Source organism: Streptomyces sp. NRRL WC-3742, from assembly GCF_000720635.1.
GTDB lineage: Bacteria > Actinomycetota > Actinomycetes > Streptomycetales > Streptomycetaceae > Kitasatospora.
In genome coordinates, this window is record NZ_JOCF01000067.1 from 33,747 (window position 1) to 49,680 (window position 15,934).

Annotated in this window: 18 protein-coding genes; 5 read left to right on the forward strand and 13 right to left on the reverse strand. The window is 73.8% G+C overall.

Annotation, left to right across the window (positions count from 1 at the left end):
- The first annotated feature begins 185 nt into the window (after positions 1-185).
- Positions 186-1,352, forward strand: coding sequence for an ROK family transcriptional regulator (locus IH61_RS0130735; RefSeq protein WP_031075813.1), 1,167 nt, complete (start codon positions 186-188; stop codon positions 1,350-1,352).
- Between the two features lie 114 nt (positions 1,353-1,466).
- Here the strand turns inward: IH61_RS0130735 and IH61_RS0130740 are convergent, their stop codons facing one another.
- Complete coding sequence (locus IH61_RS0130740; RefSeq protein ID WP_031075815.1) at positions 1,467-2,240, reverse strand: GntR family transcriptional regulator; 774 nt, start codon at positions 2,238-2,240, stop codon at positions 1,467-1,469.
- A gap of 286 nt (positions 2,241-2,526) precedes the next feature.
- Between IH61_RS0130740 and IH61_RS0130745 the strand changes: the two genes are divergently transcribed.
- The 4 genes from IH61_RS0130745 (at position 2,527) to IH61_RS0130755 (ending at position 5,240) form a co-directional block, all read left to right on the forward strand.
- A complete protein-coding gene (locus IH61_RS0130745; protein WP_107057277.1) occupies positions 2,527-3,342 on the forward strand; it encodes an exodeoxyribonuclease III in 816 nt (271 codons plus the stop codon).
- A 226-nt stretch (positions 3,343-3,568) separates the two neighbouring features.
- Positions 3,569-4,063 carry a hypothetical protein gene (locus IH61_RS41750; protein WP_051838383.1) on the forward strand — a complete coding sequence of 165 codons (495 nt, stop codon included), beginning with the start codon at positions 3,569-3,571 and terminating at the stop codon, positions 4,061-4,063.
- Positions 4,051-4,197, forward strand: coding sequence for a hypothetical protein (locus IH61_RS47335; RefSeq protein WP_158845443.1), 147 nt, complete (start codon positions 4,051-4,053; stop codon positions 4,195-4,197). The genes IH61_RS41750 and IH61_RS47335 overlap by 13 nt, the downstream gene beginning before the upstream one ends.
- Positions 4,198-4,607: 410 nt before the next feature.
- Positions 4,608-5,240 (forward strand): RNA polymerase sigma factor, encoded by a 633-nt coding sequence (locus tag IH61_RS0130755; RefSeq protein ID WP_063763300.1) that lies wholly within the window; start codon positions 4,608-4,610, stop codon positions 5,238-5,240.
- Here the strand turns inward: IH61_RS0130755 and IH61_RS0130760 are convergent.
- From IH61_RS0130760 to IH61_RS0130815, 12 genes are all read right to left on the reverse strand, one after another.
- Entirely contained in the window at positions 5,237-5,425 is a 189-nt protein-coding gene (locus IH61_RS0130760; protein ID WP_158845446.1) for a hypothetical protein, read from the reverse strand. The two genes, IH61_RS0130755 and IH61_RS0130760, sit on opposite strands and share 4 nt — an antisense overlap.
- A gap of 77 nt (positions 5,426-5,502) precedes the next feature.
- Positions 5,503-6,474 (reverse strand): ACP S-malonyltransferase, encoded by a 972-nt coding sequence (gene fabD / locus IH61_RS0130765; RefSeq protein ID WP_031075822.1) that lies wholly within the window; start codon positions 6,472-6,474, stop codon positions 5,503-5,505.
- Positions 6,475-6,556: 82 nt separating this feature from the next.
- Positions 6,557-7,096, reverse strand: coding sequence for a flavin reductase family protein (locus IH61_RS0130770; protein ID WP_051838384.1), 540 nt, complete (start codon positions 7,094-7,096; stop codon positions 6,557-6,559).
- Positions 7,096-8,178, reverse strand: coding sequence for a 3-oxoacyl-ACP synthase III family protein (locus tag IH61_RS0130775; RefSeq protein ID WP_031075826.1), 1,083 nt, complete (start codon positions 8,176-8,178; stop codon positions 7,096-7,098). The genes IH61_RS0130770 and IH61_RS0130775 overlap by 1 nt, the downstream gene beginning before the upstream one ends.
- 80 nt (positions 8,179-8,258) lie before the next feature.
- The gene (locus tag IH61_RS0130780; RefSeq protein WP_031075828.1) at positions 8,259-8,657 is read right to left on the reverse strand and encodes an acyl carrier protein; all 399 of its coding nucleotides are present in this window, start codon (positions 8,655-8,657) and stop codon (positions 8,259-8,261) included.
- Between the two features lie 252 nt (positions 8,658-8,909).
- Positions 8,910-9,677 carry a 3-oxoacyl-ACP reductase FabG gene (gene fabG, locus IH61_RS0130785; protein WP_031075829.1) on the reverse strand — a complete coding sequence of 256 codons (768 nt, stop codon included), beginning with the start codon at positions 9,675-9,677 and terminating at the stop codon, positions 8,910-8,912.
- Complete coding sequence (locus IH61_RS0130790) at positions 9,674-12,136, reverse strand: beta-ketoacyl-[acyl-carrier-protein] synthase family protein (protein ID WP_051838385.1); 2,463 nt, start codon at positions 12,134-12,136, stop codon at positions 9,674-9,676. Before IH61_RS0130790 ends, fabG begins: the two co-directional genes overlap by 4 nt.
- Entirely contained in the window at positions 12,136-12,426 is a 291-nt protein-coding gene (locus IH61_RS0130795; RefSeq protein ID WP_031075833.1) for a hypothetical protein, read from the reverse strand. Before IH61_RS0130795 ends, IH61_RS0130790 begins: the two co-directional genes overlap by 1 nt.
- Positions 12,423-13,742, reverse strand: coding sequence for a beta-ketoacyl-[acyl-carrier-protein] synthase family protein (locus IH61_RS0130800; RefSeq protein WP_031075835.1), 1,320 nt, complete (start codon positions 13,740-13,742; stop codon positions 12,423-12,425). The genes IH61_RS0130795 and IH61_RS0130800 overlap by 4 nt, the downstream gene beginning before the upstream one ends.
- Positions 13,739-14,185, reverse strand: coding sequence for a 3-hydroxyacyl-ACP dehydratase FabZ family protein (locus IH61_RS0130805; RefSeq protein ID WP_051838386.1), 447 nt, complete (start codon positions 14,183-14,185; stop codon positions 13,739-13,741). Before IH61_RS0130805 ends, IH61_RS0130800 begins: the two co-directional genes overlap by 4 nt.
- Positions 14,182-15,471 carry a beta-ketoacyl-[acyl-carrier-protein] synthase family protein gene (locus IH61_RS0130810; protein ID WP_031075838.1) on the reverse strand — a complete coding sequence of 430 codons (1,290 nt, stop codon included), beginning with the start codon at positions 15,469-15,471 and terminating at the stop codon, positions 14,182-14,184. Before IH61_RS0130810 ends, IH61_RS0130805 begins: the two co-directional genes overlap by 4 nt.
- Positions 15,468-15,932 (reverse strand): hotdog domain-containing protein, encoded by a 465-nt coding sequence (locus tag IH61_RS0130815; protein WP_031075840.1) that lies wholly within the window; start codon positions 15,930-15,932, stop codon positions 15,468-15,470. Before IH61_RS0130815 ends, IH61_RS0130810 begins: the two co-directional genes overlap by 4 nt.
- Positions 15,933-15,934: the final 2 nt, after the last annotated feature.

The window sequence follows — 15,934 nt, forward strand, 5'->3', positions numbered from 1 at the left end:
CGGGAATCCTCGCCGCGCGGGCCCGCCCCCGGGTAGGCTCCGGACAGTCCTCCGGCCCCCGCGCAGGCGGCCCCGCGCCGCCGTGCCGCGATCCGGTGGTGCATCCCCGCGGGCCGTCACGACTGGTCTCCGCGCACTCGACATCGCGCGCCAGGGCAGTCGCGCGAACGGCGAAGGGCAACGCCTTGGCGGATCGGCTCACCGGAGGAGACTCCTCACTCCTGCGGCGCATCAACGCGGCGGTCACGCTGCGGGCGCTGCGGACGGGCCACGCGGTGACCCTCACCCAACTCGTCGGCGAGACCGGGCTCTCCCGGCCCACCGTCGAAGGCGTCATCGAGGGCCTGGTCGAGACCGGCCTGGTCGCCGAGGTGGAGCAGCCGCGCGAGGACTGCCCGCCGGGCACCAGCGGGCGCCGCGGACGCCCCGCCCGCTGGTTCCGCTTCCGCGCCGAGGCCGGGCACATCCTCGGCATCGAGATCGGCGTGCACGACATCCGCGTCATCCTCGCCGACCTCACCGGCGAGGTGGTGGGCAGTCACTTCAAGCCCGTCGACGAGACCCTGGAGGCCGAGGACCGCCTCGCCGCCGTCCGCACCGCCGTCGCCGAGGTGCTGAGGAAGGGCGCCATCTCCCGCGACAACCTGTGGGCCGTCGGCGTCGGCACCCCCGGCATCGTCGACCGCGAGGGCACCATCAGGCTCGGCACCGCGATGCCCGGCTGGACGGGCCTCGACCTCGGCACCCGGCTGCGCCGCTCCTTCCGCTGCCCCGTCCTCATCGAGAACGACGCCAACCTCGCCGCCATCGCCGAACACTGGCAGGGCGCGGCCGTCGGCGCCGACGACGTCGTCTTCGTCATGGCCGGCCTCAGCCCCGGCGCCGGCTCCCTCATCAACGGCCGCCTGCACCGCGGCTACGGCGGCGCGGCCGGCGAGATCGGCGCCCTCCACCTGCTCGGCCAGGAGGTCACCCCCGAGCGGCTGCTCTCCACCACCGGCAAGCCGCTCAACCCGCTCGACGAGGCCGCCGTGGCCCGGGTGCTGCGCCTGGCCCGGGAGGGCGACGAGGTCTCCCAGGTCGCCATGGACCGCTTCCTCACCCGGCTCGTGCAGAGCGTCGCCGCGCTCGTCCTGGCCATCGACCCGCAGCTGGTGGTCATCGGCGGCTGGGCCGCCGGCCTCGACGGCGTCCTGGAGCCGCTGCGCGAACGCCTCGCCCAGTTCACCCTGCGCGCCCCCGAGGTGGCGCTCGCGGCGCTCGGCTCGGAGGTCGTCGCCATGGGCGCCCTGCGCGTCGCCCTCGACCACGTCGAGGACCAGCTCTTCGCGGTGGACCCGCCGCGGCTCTAGGAGCCTCCCGACGGCCTCCCCCCACGGCCTCCCCGCAACGGCCTTCCCCCAACGGCCGAGGCCCGCACACCGGTTGGTGTGCGGGCCTCGCCCTGAGGGTTTTCGGGAAGTGGTTCAGGAGGCGCTGCGGACGCCTTCCGCCGCACCGACCGGGGTGACCTCGACCAGGCCCGTCTCGCCGAAGGTCAGCTTGCAGGTGTCCGCACGGTAGGTGGAGACGGCCAGCGCGACCAGGCGGCCCGCGGCGGCGTACTGGGTGGTCATGACCAGCACCGGCGAGCCCGGAGGACGCTCCAGCAGCGCCGCCTCCTCGGCCTCGGCCACGCCCAGCTCCACCGCACGCGACTCGCCGTCGACCTCCAGGCGCTCCAGCTGGCGCAGCACCGAGCGGGCCCGGTCGCTCTCGGCCCGGAAGCCCGGCAGGTGAGGCAGCGCGGCGGCCGGCACGTGCAGCGACTCGCTGGCCACCGCCCGGCCCTCGACCAGCCGGACCCGGCGCACGGTGTGGACGGTCGCGCCCTCGGCCACGCCCAGGCCCTTCGCCAGCTGCGCGGAGGCCGGGGAGGTGGTGCAGTCGACCGTGCGCCAGGAGTGGCTGCGGACGGCGCCCGGCCAGCCCTCCTCCTGCCGGTTGACCGGCACACCCACGCGCGGGGCGGCGATCAGCGTGCCGATCCCGCGGCGGCGCACCAGGCGGCCCTCCAGCTCCAGCTGGTCGAGGGCCTGGCGCAGCGTCGCCCGGGCCACGCCGAAGCGGGCGGACAGCTCGCGCTCGTTGGGCAGGACCTGGCCGGTGGAGAACTCCGTGTCGATGGCCTTGAGAAGCACCGTGCGCAGGTGCCAGTACTTGGGCTCCGGCACCGCCGAGAGCTGTCCTGTCGTCCCCACCGTGTCCTCCACCTGTTTCCGGCCTGCCCTGCGACGAGGGCGGATCTCCGGCCCGCTGTCCGCTGTTGCGGCAGGTGGGAGAGCGGGCTTTTATCCGTCCTTCTTTATTAAAGGTCCTTGCAGTAAGCGACCCTAGGGGCTCCGTCCGGAGATGGTCAAGACCAATGACGGCGCACGATGCGGAGCCCGCGCATCTTCATGCCGTGTTCACGTCGGGGGCCCCCGCTCCACCCCGACGCGACCGTGTCACGAGTCCCGGCACCGACCCAGCCGGTAGGCTGCCCGAGTGACCGTGGTGACGACAGTGAACGTGAACGGAATCCGTGCGGCGGCCAAGAAGGGCTTCGTCGAATGGCTCGCCGGCACCGAGGCGGACGTGATCTGCCTCCAGGAGGTGCGCTCCGAGCCGGAACAGCTCCCCGTCGAGCTGCGCGACCTCGACGGCTGGCACGCCGTCTGGGCCCCCGCCGCCGCCAAGGGCCGCGCCGGCGTGGCGATCCTCTCCCGCCAGGCGCCCCAGCGCACCGTCATCGGCTTCGACTCCGACGAGTTCGACGGCTCCGGCCGCTACATCGAGATCGACCTGCCCGGCCTGACCGTCGCCAGCCTCTACCTCCCCTCCGGCGAGGTCGGCACCGAGCGCCAGGACGAGAAGGAACGCTTCATGGCGGAGTTCCTCGCCTACCTCACCACCCTGCGCACCCGCGCCGCCGCCGACGGCCGCGAGGTCGTCGTCTGCGGCGACTGGAACATCTGCCACCGCCCCGAAGACCTCAAGAACTGGAAGTCCAACCAGAAGGCCGCCGGCTTCCTCCCCGAGGAACGCGCCTGGCTCTCCCGCGTCTACGACGAAGCCGGCTACGTCGACGTCGTCCGCGCCCTCCACCCCGACACCACCGGCCCCTACTCCTGGTGGTCCTACCGCGGCCGCGCCTTCGACAACGACTCCGGCTGGAGGATCGATCTCCTGACGGCCAGTCAGAAACTCGCGGACACCTGCACCAAGGCGTACGTCGAGCGCCCCGCCTCCCACGCCGAACGCTGGTCCGACCACGCACCGGTGACAGCCGTCTTCGATCTCACCCAACTCCCGCAGCACTGAGGGGAGATCGGGCAACTCGCTCCAGCTGCCGCGAGGCCGTCGCGCTGCTCATCCAGAGCATCGGCCGCGGCCGCCACTTTCCTGCAACGGGACTGCCGGCGATCCCCAGCCACCCGGCCCGGGCCACCGCCCTCGCCTTGGTTCCCGCCACCGCGACCGCGCAGCGTCGATCCCGCTCTCCGCACGTACCCAGGCACTGTGGCGCAGGGAGAAGGAGGACGGACCCGTGCGATTCCTCGACCGCGTCTCCGCCGGCCGCCGGCTCGCCGAGGCGGTGGCCCCGTTCGTCGGCGACCGGAGCGACGGCCAGGTGGTCGTCCTCGCTCTGGCCCCCGGCGGACTGCCCGTCGCCGCCGAGGTCGCCGAGGGACTGGGCGCCCCTCTGGACGCCACCGTGGTACGGCAGTTGAGCGTGCCCGGCCACGACCGCCCGATCGGCGCCGTCGCCGACGGCGACCCCCCGCTGTTCGACCACGACTCCCTGAAGGGCCTCGGCCTCACCCCGATCGAGGTCGGCGCCAGCCTCAAGCGCGAACGGGCGCTCCCCTGCGCGTCCGGGGCCGCACCGCCGTCCTCGTCTCGGACGGCCTCACCTACGCCCTCACCGCCCGCACGGCCGTGCGCACGCTCCTCGCCGACCGCCCGGGCCGTCTGCTCCTCGCGGCCCCCGTCTGCGACGCCCGGATCGCCGAGGAGCTCCGGCGTGAGGTGGACGCCCTGATCTACCTCCACCTGCCCGACTACGCCCACGCCGCCGGCCCCTTCTACGGGGACTTCCACACCGTCACCGACCGCCACCCGCAGCGGGTAGCGGCGCGCGGGGGCGTGCGAGGCGTGCGGCGGGCAGGGGCGTGACGGCCGGACCTCTCGGAAATCCCCCACCGGACCATTTATGCGATCCACCGGATCTCCGATTCCGCAGCGCGCCGCAGCCATCACCCGGTGTGACATTCCCTGGTCGGCGTGGCCGTGAAATCCGGGAAATGCCCGCCGGTCGGCCCCGATTATCGCCGGAAGCTTGGCATATGCCTTTCAAATCACCGGCCTCCACCCGCATACTCCCAGGTCATGAAGTAGACATCCAGGCAACCCAGTTGAAGGTTGACACCGGCTCGGATCGCCACCGTATAGTTAGCACCAGTAGCCCAAGTGATATCCGTTTCACAAAAGTTACTAGTCAAAAGATCCCCTTCCGGAACGTTCCTGGCCTGGCGGGAGGCCCGGGCTCGACGAGGGATCAATGACAACACATACGGGGGTATGCGTTGCACGTCACCACACTGAACGAACTCGTCGACAGATGCCTCGCCGGGGATCAGGACGCATGGAGTCAACTGGTCGACCGGTACACGCCGTTGGTGTTCGCCATCGCCCGTGGGCACCGGCTCGGTCGGGCGGACTGCGAGGACGTCGTCCAGACCACCTGGCTGCGGGCGGTCCAGCACCTCGGCAAACTCCGCTCGCCCGAGCGGATAGCCCAGTGGATCGCGACCTCGGCCCGCCGGGAGAGCCTGAAGTGCCTGGAGAAGAGCGGGCGGAGCGTGCCGGTCGGCGAGCCGGCCGTCTTCGACCGGCCCGAGCCCTCCGAGAACCATCCGGAGGAGCGGGTGCTCACGGCCGAACAGGGTGACGAAGTCCTGCTCGCCTTCTGCGAGTTGACGCCGCGCTGCCAGGCTCTGCTGAGCCTGCTCGTGGCGGACCCGCCGATGCCCTACGACGAGATCGTCGTCACGCTCGGCATGGCCCGCGGTTCCATCGGGCCGATCCGGGGCCGCTGCCTGGCCCACCTGGAGAAGATCATGCGGCAGCGCGCAGGCCGCTCGCCGCAGGATGCGGAGTTGATCCGAACGGTGCGGGAAACCGGACTCCAGGCGTTCTCCATGCAGCGGGCACGTTAACGCGAAATGGCATCAGGCGCAGGCGGGTCGGTGAATTCGACCCGCCTGTCGCCGTGCGCATTCCCGGCGGCGCTTCCCTCTGCCGTGGCCTGCTGGATGAGCTGCTTCACCTTCGCGGTCAGATCGGCCGGCATGGGGCCGATGGCCTGGGACAGTCTCTGCAGCGTCTCCTCGGACTCGTCCACCCTCGCCCCCACAGAAGAAGTTTATGACTCAATGACAGAATCAGCGTAGAGCTTGCTCATCGCTTTCGGCAAGAGGTTCAAATCTTATATCCGTTCTCAGGCGGACTTTCGTTCAGTGCCCCGATCGTCGCCCTGAGCCGCCGCCATTCGCCGGCCGCGTGGTGCGGGATTTCCGGCAGCACCGCGCGCGAGAAGCCCGCGAGCACCCGCCCCGGGCCGACCTCGGTCAGGCCGGTCACCCCGTACGTGCCGATCCGGCGCAGGGTGTCCGTCCAGCGCACCCGGTCGGCGAGCTGGCGCCGCAGCCGCTCCCGGGCCTCGGCACCGGTGCGCACCTCGTCGGCGGTCACGTTGGCGAGCACCGGGATCGCGGGGTCGCGGAACTCCACCGCGTCGAGCTCGGCGGCGAACTCCTCCTCCATCCCGGCCATCAGACTGCAGTGGAAGGGCGCGCCGACCGCCAGTTGCACCACCTTGGTCGCGCCCGCCTCCTTCGCCCCGGCCATCACCAGGCGCACGGTGTCCACCGTGCCGGACACCACCTGCTGGCCGGGCTCGTTGTCGTTGGCGATCTCGACCACGCCGCCGCCGCGTTCGCGGGCCTCGGTGCAGAGCTCCTCGGACCGTTCGAGGGACAGGCCGATCAGCGCGGCCATCGCCCCGGGATTGTTCTCGTTCACCTTGGCCATCAACTCGCCGCGTCGGCGGACGAGTTGCAGCGCGTCCCGCCAGTCGAGCACCCCGGCGCACACCAGCGCGGCGTACTCGCCGAGGCTGTGCCCCGCGGCCAGTGCCGGGCTGATCCCGTGGGCGCGCAGCACGTCCAGGGCCACCAGGCTGGTGAGGAAGACGGCCGGCTGGGTGATGTCGGTCCGCTGCAGTTCCTCGGCCGATCCCTCCCAGCACAGCGTGGACAGCGGCAGGCCCAGCAGGTCGTCGGCCGGCCGGTAGTAGCGCTCCACCAGCTCGGGAAACCGCTCGGCGAGGTCCCGGCCCATCCCGGGCCGCTGCGAGCCCTGGCCGGGGAACAGGAAGGCGACGGAGGTCATCTGGCTCCTCAGGAAAGGGTGGTGGGAGTGAAGGGGCAGAAAAAGGAGCCGGGGCCGACCCGGGTCGGCCCCGGCTCGCGGGTCATCCCAGACGGGCGAACTGCCCGCGGTAGAACAACAGGGGTTCGTCCTCGGGCCCGGTGCCCAGCTCGCACACCCTCCCGAGGAAGATGGTGTGGTCTCCCCCGGGCAGCTCGCGTTCGACCAGGCAGCCGAAGTACGAGAGGGAGCCGGACAGCACCGGGATCCCGCGCCACCCGGGCCGGTGCGGGACGCCCTCCAGGGCGCGCTCCCCCGACGGCCGCCCCGCCGCCGCGCACCCGGCCGCCGTGGCAGCCTGGCCCCCGCTCAGCACGTTGACGGTGAACGCCCCGGCGGCGGAGATGGCGGCGGCGGTCCTGGACCCCTCCTTCAGACAGATCAGCAGCAGCGGCGGTTCCAGGGAGACCGAGGTCAGGGAGTTGACCGTGGTCGCGCTCGGTCCGCCGGGGCCGGCGGTGGTGACCACCGCGACCCCGGTGCCGAACCTCCCGATCGCCCGGCGGAAGGACCGCTCGTCCGGCCGCGCGCCCCGGACGCTGGTCCCCGGGCCCTGGTGGCCGGCCGTCACGATGCCGGCCATCAGCGCACCGGAGCCTGGGCGGTCCAGTCCACGACCGCACCCGCGTAGATCCACTTGGTGCTCTCGACCCCGATCAGCATCAGCCGGTCGCCGGGGCGGATCCGCCCGGAGCGCCAGGCGTCGTCGAGGAAGAGCGGCACGGCCGCGCACCCGACGGCGCCCATGGTGGAGAGGCTGTCGAAGATCCTGCCGTCGAGCGCCTTCCACTCCGTGGTGTCCAGCCCGAGCTCGTGGAGCGAGTCGAGCATCCAGCCGACGTTGCCCTCCGGCACCAGGCACAGGTCCACCGACTCCACGTCCACGCCGCTGCGCTGCAGCGTGCTGCGGATCGCCTCCGTGACCATCACCGGGGTGAAGTCCCCGGCACCGACCACGTCGACCTTCAGGTCGACCAGCCGCTTGGCCTTGAGCTGCTGGTGGATCGGGGCGTGGGTGCCACCGCCCACCGAGTGGATGCCCGGCTTGCGGTCGCCGCCGATGCAGGCGGTGGCACCGGCCCGGAGCCCGCCCTCGCCCTCCTCCGCGCGCAGCACGATCGCGCCGGCGCCGTCGCCGAACATGTAGACCGGCATCCGGTCGCGCATCCGTATCCGGTTCGGGTCCTGGCCGAGGAAGACCGGGGCCAGCACCGGGGAGATGGCCTCGCTGCCGATCACCAGGGCGGTGCGGTAGGTGCCGGCCTCCAGGTACATCCGGGCGATGTCCAGGCCCTGGACGACGCCCGCGCCGCCGGAGCGCAGCTCCATGGTGGCGCAGCTGACCAGGCCCAGGTGCTCCTGGACCAGGTTCACCACCGGCGGCAGCGGGAAGTCCGGGGTCCCGGTGGCGAGCACCATGAGGTCGACCTCCGCGGCCTCGACGCCGGCCGCGTCGAGCGCCCGGACGGCGGCGCGGTACGCCATGTCCGAGTTGTTCTCGCGGTGTTCGCCGGTCTTGGGGTCGATCATCCAGAACCGCCGCTCGATGGAGAGGCCCTCCAGGACCTCGTCGGGCAGCGGCCCGACCAGGCGGGTGATCTCTTCGGTGGGGATCGGATCACCGGGCTGGTAGCCACCGGTCCCGATGATGCGGATCGAGGTCACGCCGTCGCTCCTTCGGTTCGCTGCTCGTGGTGACGAGGGGTCGGACGAGGGGTCAAGGGTGTCGGAGGGGGAACCGGGGATCAGGCGGCCACGGACGACTTGTGGACGACCAGCTGCACCAGGTTGGCGACCGTGAACAGGCCCATCACCTGGGTCGCCTTGAGGGTGCCGCTGAGCGCCTCGACGTCGATCTGCGGCATGACGCTCTTCAGCTGGGCGAGCGCGCGGTCGGTGACGATCTCGTTCTCGTCGCCGAACTCCTCCTCGGGGATGCCGCCCTGGACGTACTCGGCCAGCTCGGCCGCCTGGATCTTGACGCCCAGCGAGCGCTCCAGGCGGAACAGGATGTCGAGCAGGTCGATCGACTCGGCGCCCAGGTCGTCCAGCAGGGTCGCGTCGTCCACGACCTCCTCCGGCTCCGCGCCGAGCGCGTCGGCGACGGCGGTGCGGACGGCCTCGGTGATCTGGGTGAGGGACATGCTGTGCTCCATCGTTTCGGTCATGGGCCCGCTGCCGGTGCGGCACGCGGGGCTGAGGGGCCGTGCAGTGGTGCGGTACCGCGGTACTGCGGCACTTCGGTACTTCGGTACTTCGGTACTTCGGTACTTCGGTACTTCGGTACTTCGGTACTTCGGTACTTCGGTACTTCGGTACTTCGGTACTTCCCGCCACCGGGCCGGCGGGATACACCGGCCCGGCCCGCGGGTCCGCCGGGTGGACGGGCCGCGCGGCTACGGGCGGCCGAGGCCCAGGGCCGTCATCGCGCCGCCGTCGACGTTGACCAGCGCACCGGTCATGTACGCCGACTCGGGACCGGCCAGGAAGCGCACCACCTCGGCGATCTGCTCGACCGGGCCGAAGCGGCGCATCGGGATCTGCTTCCTGATGGACCGTCCGGTCTCGCCCTCGGTCAGGCCGGCCACCAGCTCGGTCGGGGAGAAACCGGGCAGCACCGCGTTGACCCGGATGCCGAACCGGGCCGACTCCATCGCGCAGCAGCGGGTGAAGGCGTTCACCGCGCCCTTGGAGGCCGCGTAGTTGGACTCGCCGATCCAGCCGCGCTCGCCCATCACGGAGGAGACGTTGACGACGACCCCGGACCCCTTGGCCATGAAGTGCGGCAGCACGGCCTTGGTGCAGTGGAAGACACCGCCGAAGTTGACCTTCATGGTGTCCAGCCAGTCGTCCATGCCCATGTTGTAGATCAGCGCGTCCTGGGCGATCCCGGCATTGTTGACCAGGATGTCCAGCCCGCCCAGCTCCTCGACGGTGCGGGCGACCATCGCCTGGGCGTCCTCCGCCTCGGCCACGTCGCCGGCGATCGCCACCGCCCGGCCGCCGGCCTCCTCGATCGCGCGGACCAGCTCCTTGGCGGGCCCCTCCGAGGCGCGGTAGTTCACCGCGACGGCGGCCCCGTCGGCCGCCAGGGCGCGGCAGACCGCCGCGCCGATGCCCCGTGACCCACCGGTCACCAGGGCCACCTGTCCGGCCAGCTTCACCGGCTCTCTCCTTCCGTCAGGATCCGCGACTCGCGCGCGGTGGTTGCGGCGTCCGCGGCACGGACCGCCAGCGTGATGTGGGTGCCGCCCAGCGAGGCGCTGTTGACGAGCGCGGGCGTGCCGTCGCCGGCGTGGAGCGCGAGGGCGGTGCAGAGCGCGCCGCCCACGCCCATCGGCTCGCCGAGGACGGTCTTGGGCGCGTGCAGCCTGAACGGCGCGGACGCGTTCAGCGCCGGGTCGGCCCGCAGCCGGGCGACCGCGGCCGTCTCCGCCCGGTCGGCCGCGGCGAGCCCGGCGGCCGCGAGCCAGATCTCGCCCACCCCCTGCGCCGCGGGCCCGGCGTCGAGCAGGGCGGCACGCATCGCCCGCTCCACCCCGCGGCCCCGGGCGTCCCACAGGCGCGCCCGGCTGGCGTCCGAGGCCATGCCGTACCCGAGCACCGTGCCGAGGACGCGCGCGCCCCGGGCCTCGGCCGTCGAGCGGCGCTCCAGCACCAGGGCGACGCTGCCCTCGGCGAGCAGGAACCGGCCGTCCGCCGCACCGCCGGCCCCGCGCGAGCTCGCCGCGCCGACCGCCGCGTAGGCGCGGGCCACCTGGGCGGTGAGCGTGTCGGTGGCCGTGGCGACCAGGACGTCGGCCCGGCCGGCCGCCAGCAGGTCGGCGGCATAGCCGATCGCCGCGGCCCCGCTGGCGTGGCCGACCGACACGGTCGACGTCGGTCCGCGCAGCCCCAGGTGGAGCGCGACCTGCCCGGCGGCCTGGTTGTAGACGGTGTTGGGGAAGACCGCAGGGTCGGCCGCGGCCGGCCCCTCCCCCAGCACCGGCACGGTGAAGCGTTCCATGGCCTCCATCGGCCCGGTCCCGGTGCCGAAGACCACCCCGACGGTACGGGCCGCCTCGCCGCCGGGCTCGATGCCGGCCGCCTCCAGCGCCTTGGCCGTGGCCACCACGCTGAGCACGCCCAGCCGGTCCATCCGGCGCCTCGTGCGCCGGGCGAGGTACGGCTCCGGGTCGAGTTCGACCTGCCCCACCCGGACGCCGGCCAGCTCCCCGCCGGGCTCGCGCCGCGCGACGAAGTCCTGCCAGGCGGCCGACGGACCGTCGCCCGAGGGGCTGAGCACGCTGACCCCGGTGACCACCACCTCCTCGCGGCGCGGCGCGGGCGGGCGGTGGCGCAGCTGCGGCCGGGTCAGCACCAGCGCCGCGTTGGCGCCGCCGAAGGCGAAGTTGTTGGACAGTGCGGCGCCGGCCGTGATGGGCCGCGCGGTGTTCGGCACGTAGTCCAGCGGGCAGGCCGCGTCCTGGGACCGGTAGCCGGCGGTCGGGGGTGCGATCTGCTCGGCCAGGGCGTTGGCCGTCACGATGGCCTCGACGGCCCCGGCCGCCCCCAGCAGGTGGCCGATCACCGACTTGGTGCTGCTGACCGGGATCGCGGCCGCCGTCCGCTCCCCGAGCGCCAGCCGGATCGCGCTGGTCTCCGCCGGGTCGTTCTTCGGGGTGCCGGTGCCGTGGCCGTTGATGTAGCCGATCTCGGACGCACCGAGCCCCGCGTGGCCGAGCGCGGCACGGATCGCGCCCGCCGCCCCGAGGCCCTCCGGGTGCGGCGCGGTGACGTGGTAGCCGTCCGCCGAGAGGCCGTAGCCGGCGACCTCGGCGAGCACGGTCAGCCCGTGCCGCTCGGCGAGGTCGGAGCGGACCAGCACCACCATGCCGCTGCCCTCGCCGAGCGAGAGCCCCTGCCGCTCGGCCGAGTACGGCGCGGCGGGCTCGGGCGAGAGCGACTGCAGGGAGTTGAAGCCGGCGAGGACGACGTCGGAGAGCGCGTCGCTGCCGCCGGCCAGCACCGCGTCGGCCCGGCCCTGGCGCAGCAGGTCCGCGGCCCAGCCGATGGCGTTGGCACCGGAGGCGCAGGCCGTGTTGACCGCGAGCACCGGGCCGCGCAGCCGGAACGCCGCGGCCACCGCCTCGGCGAGGGCCTGCGGGGTGACCAGCGCGGGCAGCCGGCGGTCGGGCAGGGCGCCGGAGGCGTCGGCGGCCAGCCACTCGCGGGCGGAGAGCAGCCCGGCGTTGCAGGTGCCCAGCACGACGGCGAAGCGGTCGGGGTCGACCAGGCCCGCCGGCAGTGCGGCCATCGCCTCCTCGGCGGCGACCAGGGCCAGGTCGATGGCGCGCTCGCGGAAGCCGTCCGGGCGGCGGTAGGCGCCGCGCGGCCGGACGGGCACGCCGACCTCGCCGCCCAGTTTCGTGCTCAGCCCGTCCATGGACAGGCCCTGGACCTGCTGGATCGCGACCCGGCCGGCCCGGGCGCCGTCCCAGAGGGCGGCCGCGCCGGCGCCCTGCGCGGTGATCGCGCCGGTGGCGACGATGGCGACGCCCGCCGCGCGGTTCTCGTGAAGGTCGTCCTCGTGCTGGTGGTTCCCGTGGTCCGGGCGGACGGGGGTGGTGATCGGATCGGACATCACTCGGGCCCTCCTCGGGTCCCGGTACTGCGGGCTCGGGGCAGGTCCGCGGGGCGGCGGCCCTGTGCCGTACGCCCGGCCTGCTGCTGTCTCGGGTCTCGCGCGCCGTGCCAGCCGATCGCCGTCAGCACCAGCTCCACGGGCGACAGCCATGCCTGACGTTCCTTCATCGACGGCGGCGCCGGGGCCGGGGCGGGGGCGGGCCCGTCGACCGGGATCCACCGGGCCTCGGGGCGGCCGGGCCGGCCGTGCCTGGCGGAGCGCGTGGTGGAGCGCGTGGTGGTGCTCATCTCTCCTCCGGGTCGCTCAGGACCAGCGCCACCTGCTGCCCCTCCAGGCCGCGGGCGATCGCCACGGTGTGGCGCAGCCGCAGCTCCCGGGCCTCGCGCGGCACCCAGTCCAGGGCCCGGCACTCCTGGTCCGGCCGGTCGAGGTTGAGCGTGGGCGGCACCGCGCCGGCGTCCAAGGCCAGGGCGCAGACCGCGACGTTGAGCGCGCCCGCGCCGGCCACCAGGTGCCCGGTGGCGGGCTTGACGCTGCTGGCCACGGCCGTGCTCCCCGGCCCGAACACCCGGGCCAGCGCCCGGCTCTCGCTCCGGTCGCCCAGCCGCGTCCCGCAGCCGTGCGCGGCGACGTAGGAGACCTCCGCGGCGGGCACCCGGGCCGTGTCGAGGGCCCGTTCGACGGCGGCGGCGAGCGGGCCGCCGTCCGGCTCGGGGGTGATCAGGCCGCCGCCGTCGCGGGTGGCGGCCGTGCCGCGGATCTCCGCGTACACGGTCGCGCCCCGGCGGCGGGCGGCGTCGAGGTCCTCCAGCACCAGGAAGGCCGCGCCGTCGCCGAGCACCGAGCCGCTGCGCTCCTCGTCGTACGGGCGGAACACCCGCTCGGCGGGCAGGTCGGCCGTGGCGAGCACGCCGAGGCCGTCCATCCTGGTCATGCTCCACCAGGAGGCGGCGTCGTCCGCGCCGCCGGCCAGCGCCACCCGGCACTCGCCGGCGCGGACGGCCCGGTAGGCGCGGGCGATGGCGGCGGCGCCGGCGTCGGAGGTGCCGTGGAAGTAGGCGTTGGGGCCCTTGAAGCCGTGCGCGTGGGAGAGGTGGAACAGCGCCGCCGACTGCAGGCCCTCCACGTAGTACAGCGGGTGGAAGGCGGAGGTCATCCGCTCGCCGAGGAGGCGGAAGTCGGCCCGGCCCTGCTCGTCGCGGGCCGCGAGACTGCCGCTGAGCAGGTGCTCCGGGTTGGAGATCTCCTTGTTGCCGCCGACGAACAGGCCAGCCCGCTCCGGGTCGTAGCCGGCCCCGGCGAGGCCGGTCGGGCCGGTCAGGCCGGCGTCCGCCATGGCGAGGGCGGCTCCGGCGATCGCCAGGTGGTCGTTGCGGGTGGTCATCCGCAGCGACCGGCGGTCGGCGTAGCGCTGGGGGCGGAAGCCGGGGAGCTCGGCGGCGTGGCGGGTGATCAGCGCGGACGCGTCGTAGCCGCGGATCGGGCCGATGCCGCTGCGGCCCTCCAGCAGGCCCTTCCAGGTCTCGGCACCGCCCTCGCCGAGGGCGGTGAGCAGCCCGACGCCGGTGACGGCGACCCGGCGGCCCGGCCGGTGCGGGTTCACGCCCCCACCCCGCCGATGCTGCTCAGCGCCGGGACGCGGCCGCTGACCCGGGCGAGCCGGACCTCGCGCACGGTGGTGACGGTGCGGCCGTCGACGGTGACGGTGGCCGTGCCGCGGATCGTGTCCGCGGTGGCCTCGGTGACCGTGAAGTCGACGATCATCCGGTCGCCCGGCTCGACGTAGCGCCGGTAGCGGATCCGGGAGACCGCGGTGAGCGTCCACTCGCCGGCACCGGCCGCGAGCCGGGCGGTCTCGGCGACGTCGTCGAGGATCATCACCCCGGGCAGCACCGGGAAGCGCGGGAAGTGCGTGGCGAACAGGGCGAGGGTACCGGGGACGTTGCGGCCCGCGACCGCGCGCAGCCCGGGGATGCGTTCGAGCACCTCGTCCATCCGGTGCGGCGGTTCCTGCGGGACGTCGTACAGCTGGGGTGCGGTGCTCACGATTCCTCCTGGGCTGGCAGGGGCTCCGGGGCCGGGCCGGGTGCGCTGACCACGAAGCAGGCGTTGGTGCCGCCGAAGGCGAAGGCGTTCACCAGCGCGGCACGGACCTGCCGGGTGCGGAAGCGGTTCGGGACGTAGTCGAGGTCGAGCTTGGGATCGGGGTGGTCGAGGTTGACGGTGGGCGGGACGACGCCCTCGCGCAGCGCACCGAGCGCGGCGACCAGGTTGACCCCGGCGGCGGCCGAGGTGAGGTGTCCGGTCATCGACTTGGGCGAGCTGACGAGCAGTTCGTGGGCGTGCTCCCGGAACACCTCCTTGATCGCGACGGTCTCGCTGAGGTCGTTGCCGGGGGTGCTCGTGCCGTGCGCGACGACGTAGTCGATCCCGTCCGGTCCGAGCCCGGACTCTTCGAGCGCGTCCCGCATGGCCGCGACGGCGCCGCCGCCGTCCGGCGGGGAGTCGGTGATCCGGTAGGCGTTCAGGGAGGATCCGTAGCCCGCCAGTTCCGCGTGGATGCGGGCACCGCGGGCGACGGCGGCGTCCCAGTCCTCCAGGACGGCGAAGACCGCGCCCTCGCCGAGCACGAAGCCCGAGCGTTCGGCGTCGAAGGGCCGGGAGGCGCGCTCCGGCTCGTCGTTCCAGCGGTCGGTGAGCGCACCGAGCAGGGAGAAGCCGACCACGTCCATCCAGGTGGTCAGGGCGTCGAAGCCGCCGGCGACCATCAGCGTGGCCTCGCCCTCCTGGATCGCCCGGTATGCCTCGCCGATGGCGTGCGCGGCGCCGGCGCAGGCGGTGCTCAGGCTCAGCATCGGCCCGCGGGCGCCGGCCGCCTCCGCCACGGCCCTGGTGCCGAGGTTCTGGTTGCGCCGCAGCACGTCCACCGGGGCCTGCCGGTACAGGTCGTGGTAGCCGCTGGACTCCAACTGGTGCGACATGTCGACCAGTTCCTGCAGTTCCGGACGGCCGACGGTGCCCGCCACGGCCACTCCGCGCCGGTACGGGTCGGTGGCGGCCTCCCAGCCGCCGGCGGAGCGCAGCGCCTCGCGGGCGGCGGCCGCGGCGAACAGCGCGGCCCGGGAGAGGTGGCGCCGCTCGCGGGCCGGGCCGGCCGAGGCCGGGTCGAAGTCCCGGACCTGGCCGGCGATGCGCACCGGCATGGTCGACGCGTCGAAGGTCTCCAGCGGGCCCACTCCGCTGCGGCCCGCGACCAGGGCCCGCCAGGTGGTCCCGGCGTCGTTGCCGAGCGGGGTGACGGCGCCGATCCCGGTGACGGCGACCCGGTTCACCGCGCACCCGCCACTTCGGGCAGGCCGCGGGTGAGGCGGCGCTCGAGCAGCCGGGTGGCCTCCAGGTCCTCCAGTTCGTCGGCGGGCAGCAGCGCGCACATGATCGCCTCGGCGGTCATCACCGGGCGGCCGCCGACGGTGGCGGTGCCGCTGAGGACGGCCGTCTCGTCGTTCAACGACTCGACGGTGCCGACCAGTTCGAGGACGTCTCCGGGGCGGACGGGGCCGTGGAAGGAGACGTTGTCGACCGAGAGCAGCGCCGCCCGGCGGCGCAGGTCGGTGGTGATCAGGATGAGCCAGGTGCCGGCCTGGCAGAGCGCCTCCAGGACCAGCGGGGCGGGCATCTCCGGGCCCCGGCCGGTGTCCCGCCAGTGGTCCTCCAGCCGGGAGGTCACCTTGCGGGCGCGGACGGCTCGGCCCGGTTCCAGGGCGTCGATCCGGTCGATGAGATGGAAGCGCATGG

Bases quoted from the DNA above. Each gene is read 5' to 3' on its own strand.
- fabD (WP_031075822.1), bottom strand. From the start codon at position 6,474: ATGACCTCCGTCGCCTTCCTGTTCCCCGGCCAGGGCTCGCAGCGGCCC.
- IH61_RS0130770 (WP_051838384.1), bottom strand. From the start codon at position 7,096: ATGGCCGGCATCGTGACGGCCGGCCACCAGGGCCCGGGGACCAGCGTC.
- IH61_RS0130780 (WP_031075828.1), bottom strand. From the start codon at position 8,657: ATGTCCCTCACCCAGATCACCGAGGCCGTCCGCACCGCCGTCGCCGAC.
- IH61_RS0130790 (WP_051838385.1), bottom strand. From the start codon at position 12,136: ATGTCCGATCCGATCACCACCCCCGTCCGCCCGGACCACGGGAACCAC.
- IH61_RS0130795 (WP_031075833.1), bottom strand. From the start codon at position 12,426: ATGAGCACCACCACGCGCTCCACCACGCGCTCCGCCAGGCACGGCCGG.
- IH61_RS0130815 (WP_031075840.1), bottom strand. From the start codon at position 15,932: ATGCGCTTCCATCTCATCGACCGGATCGACGCCCTGGAACCGGGCCGA.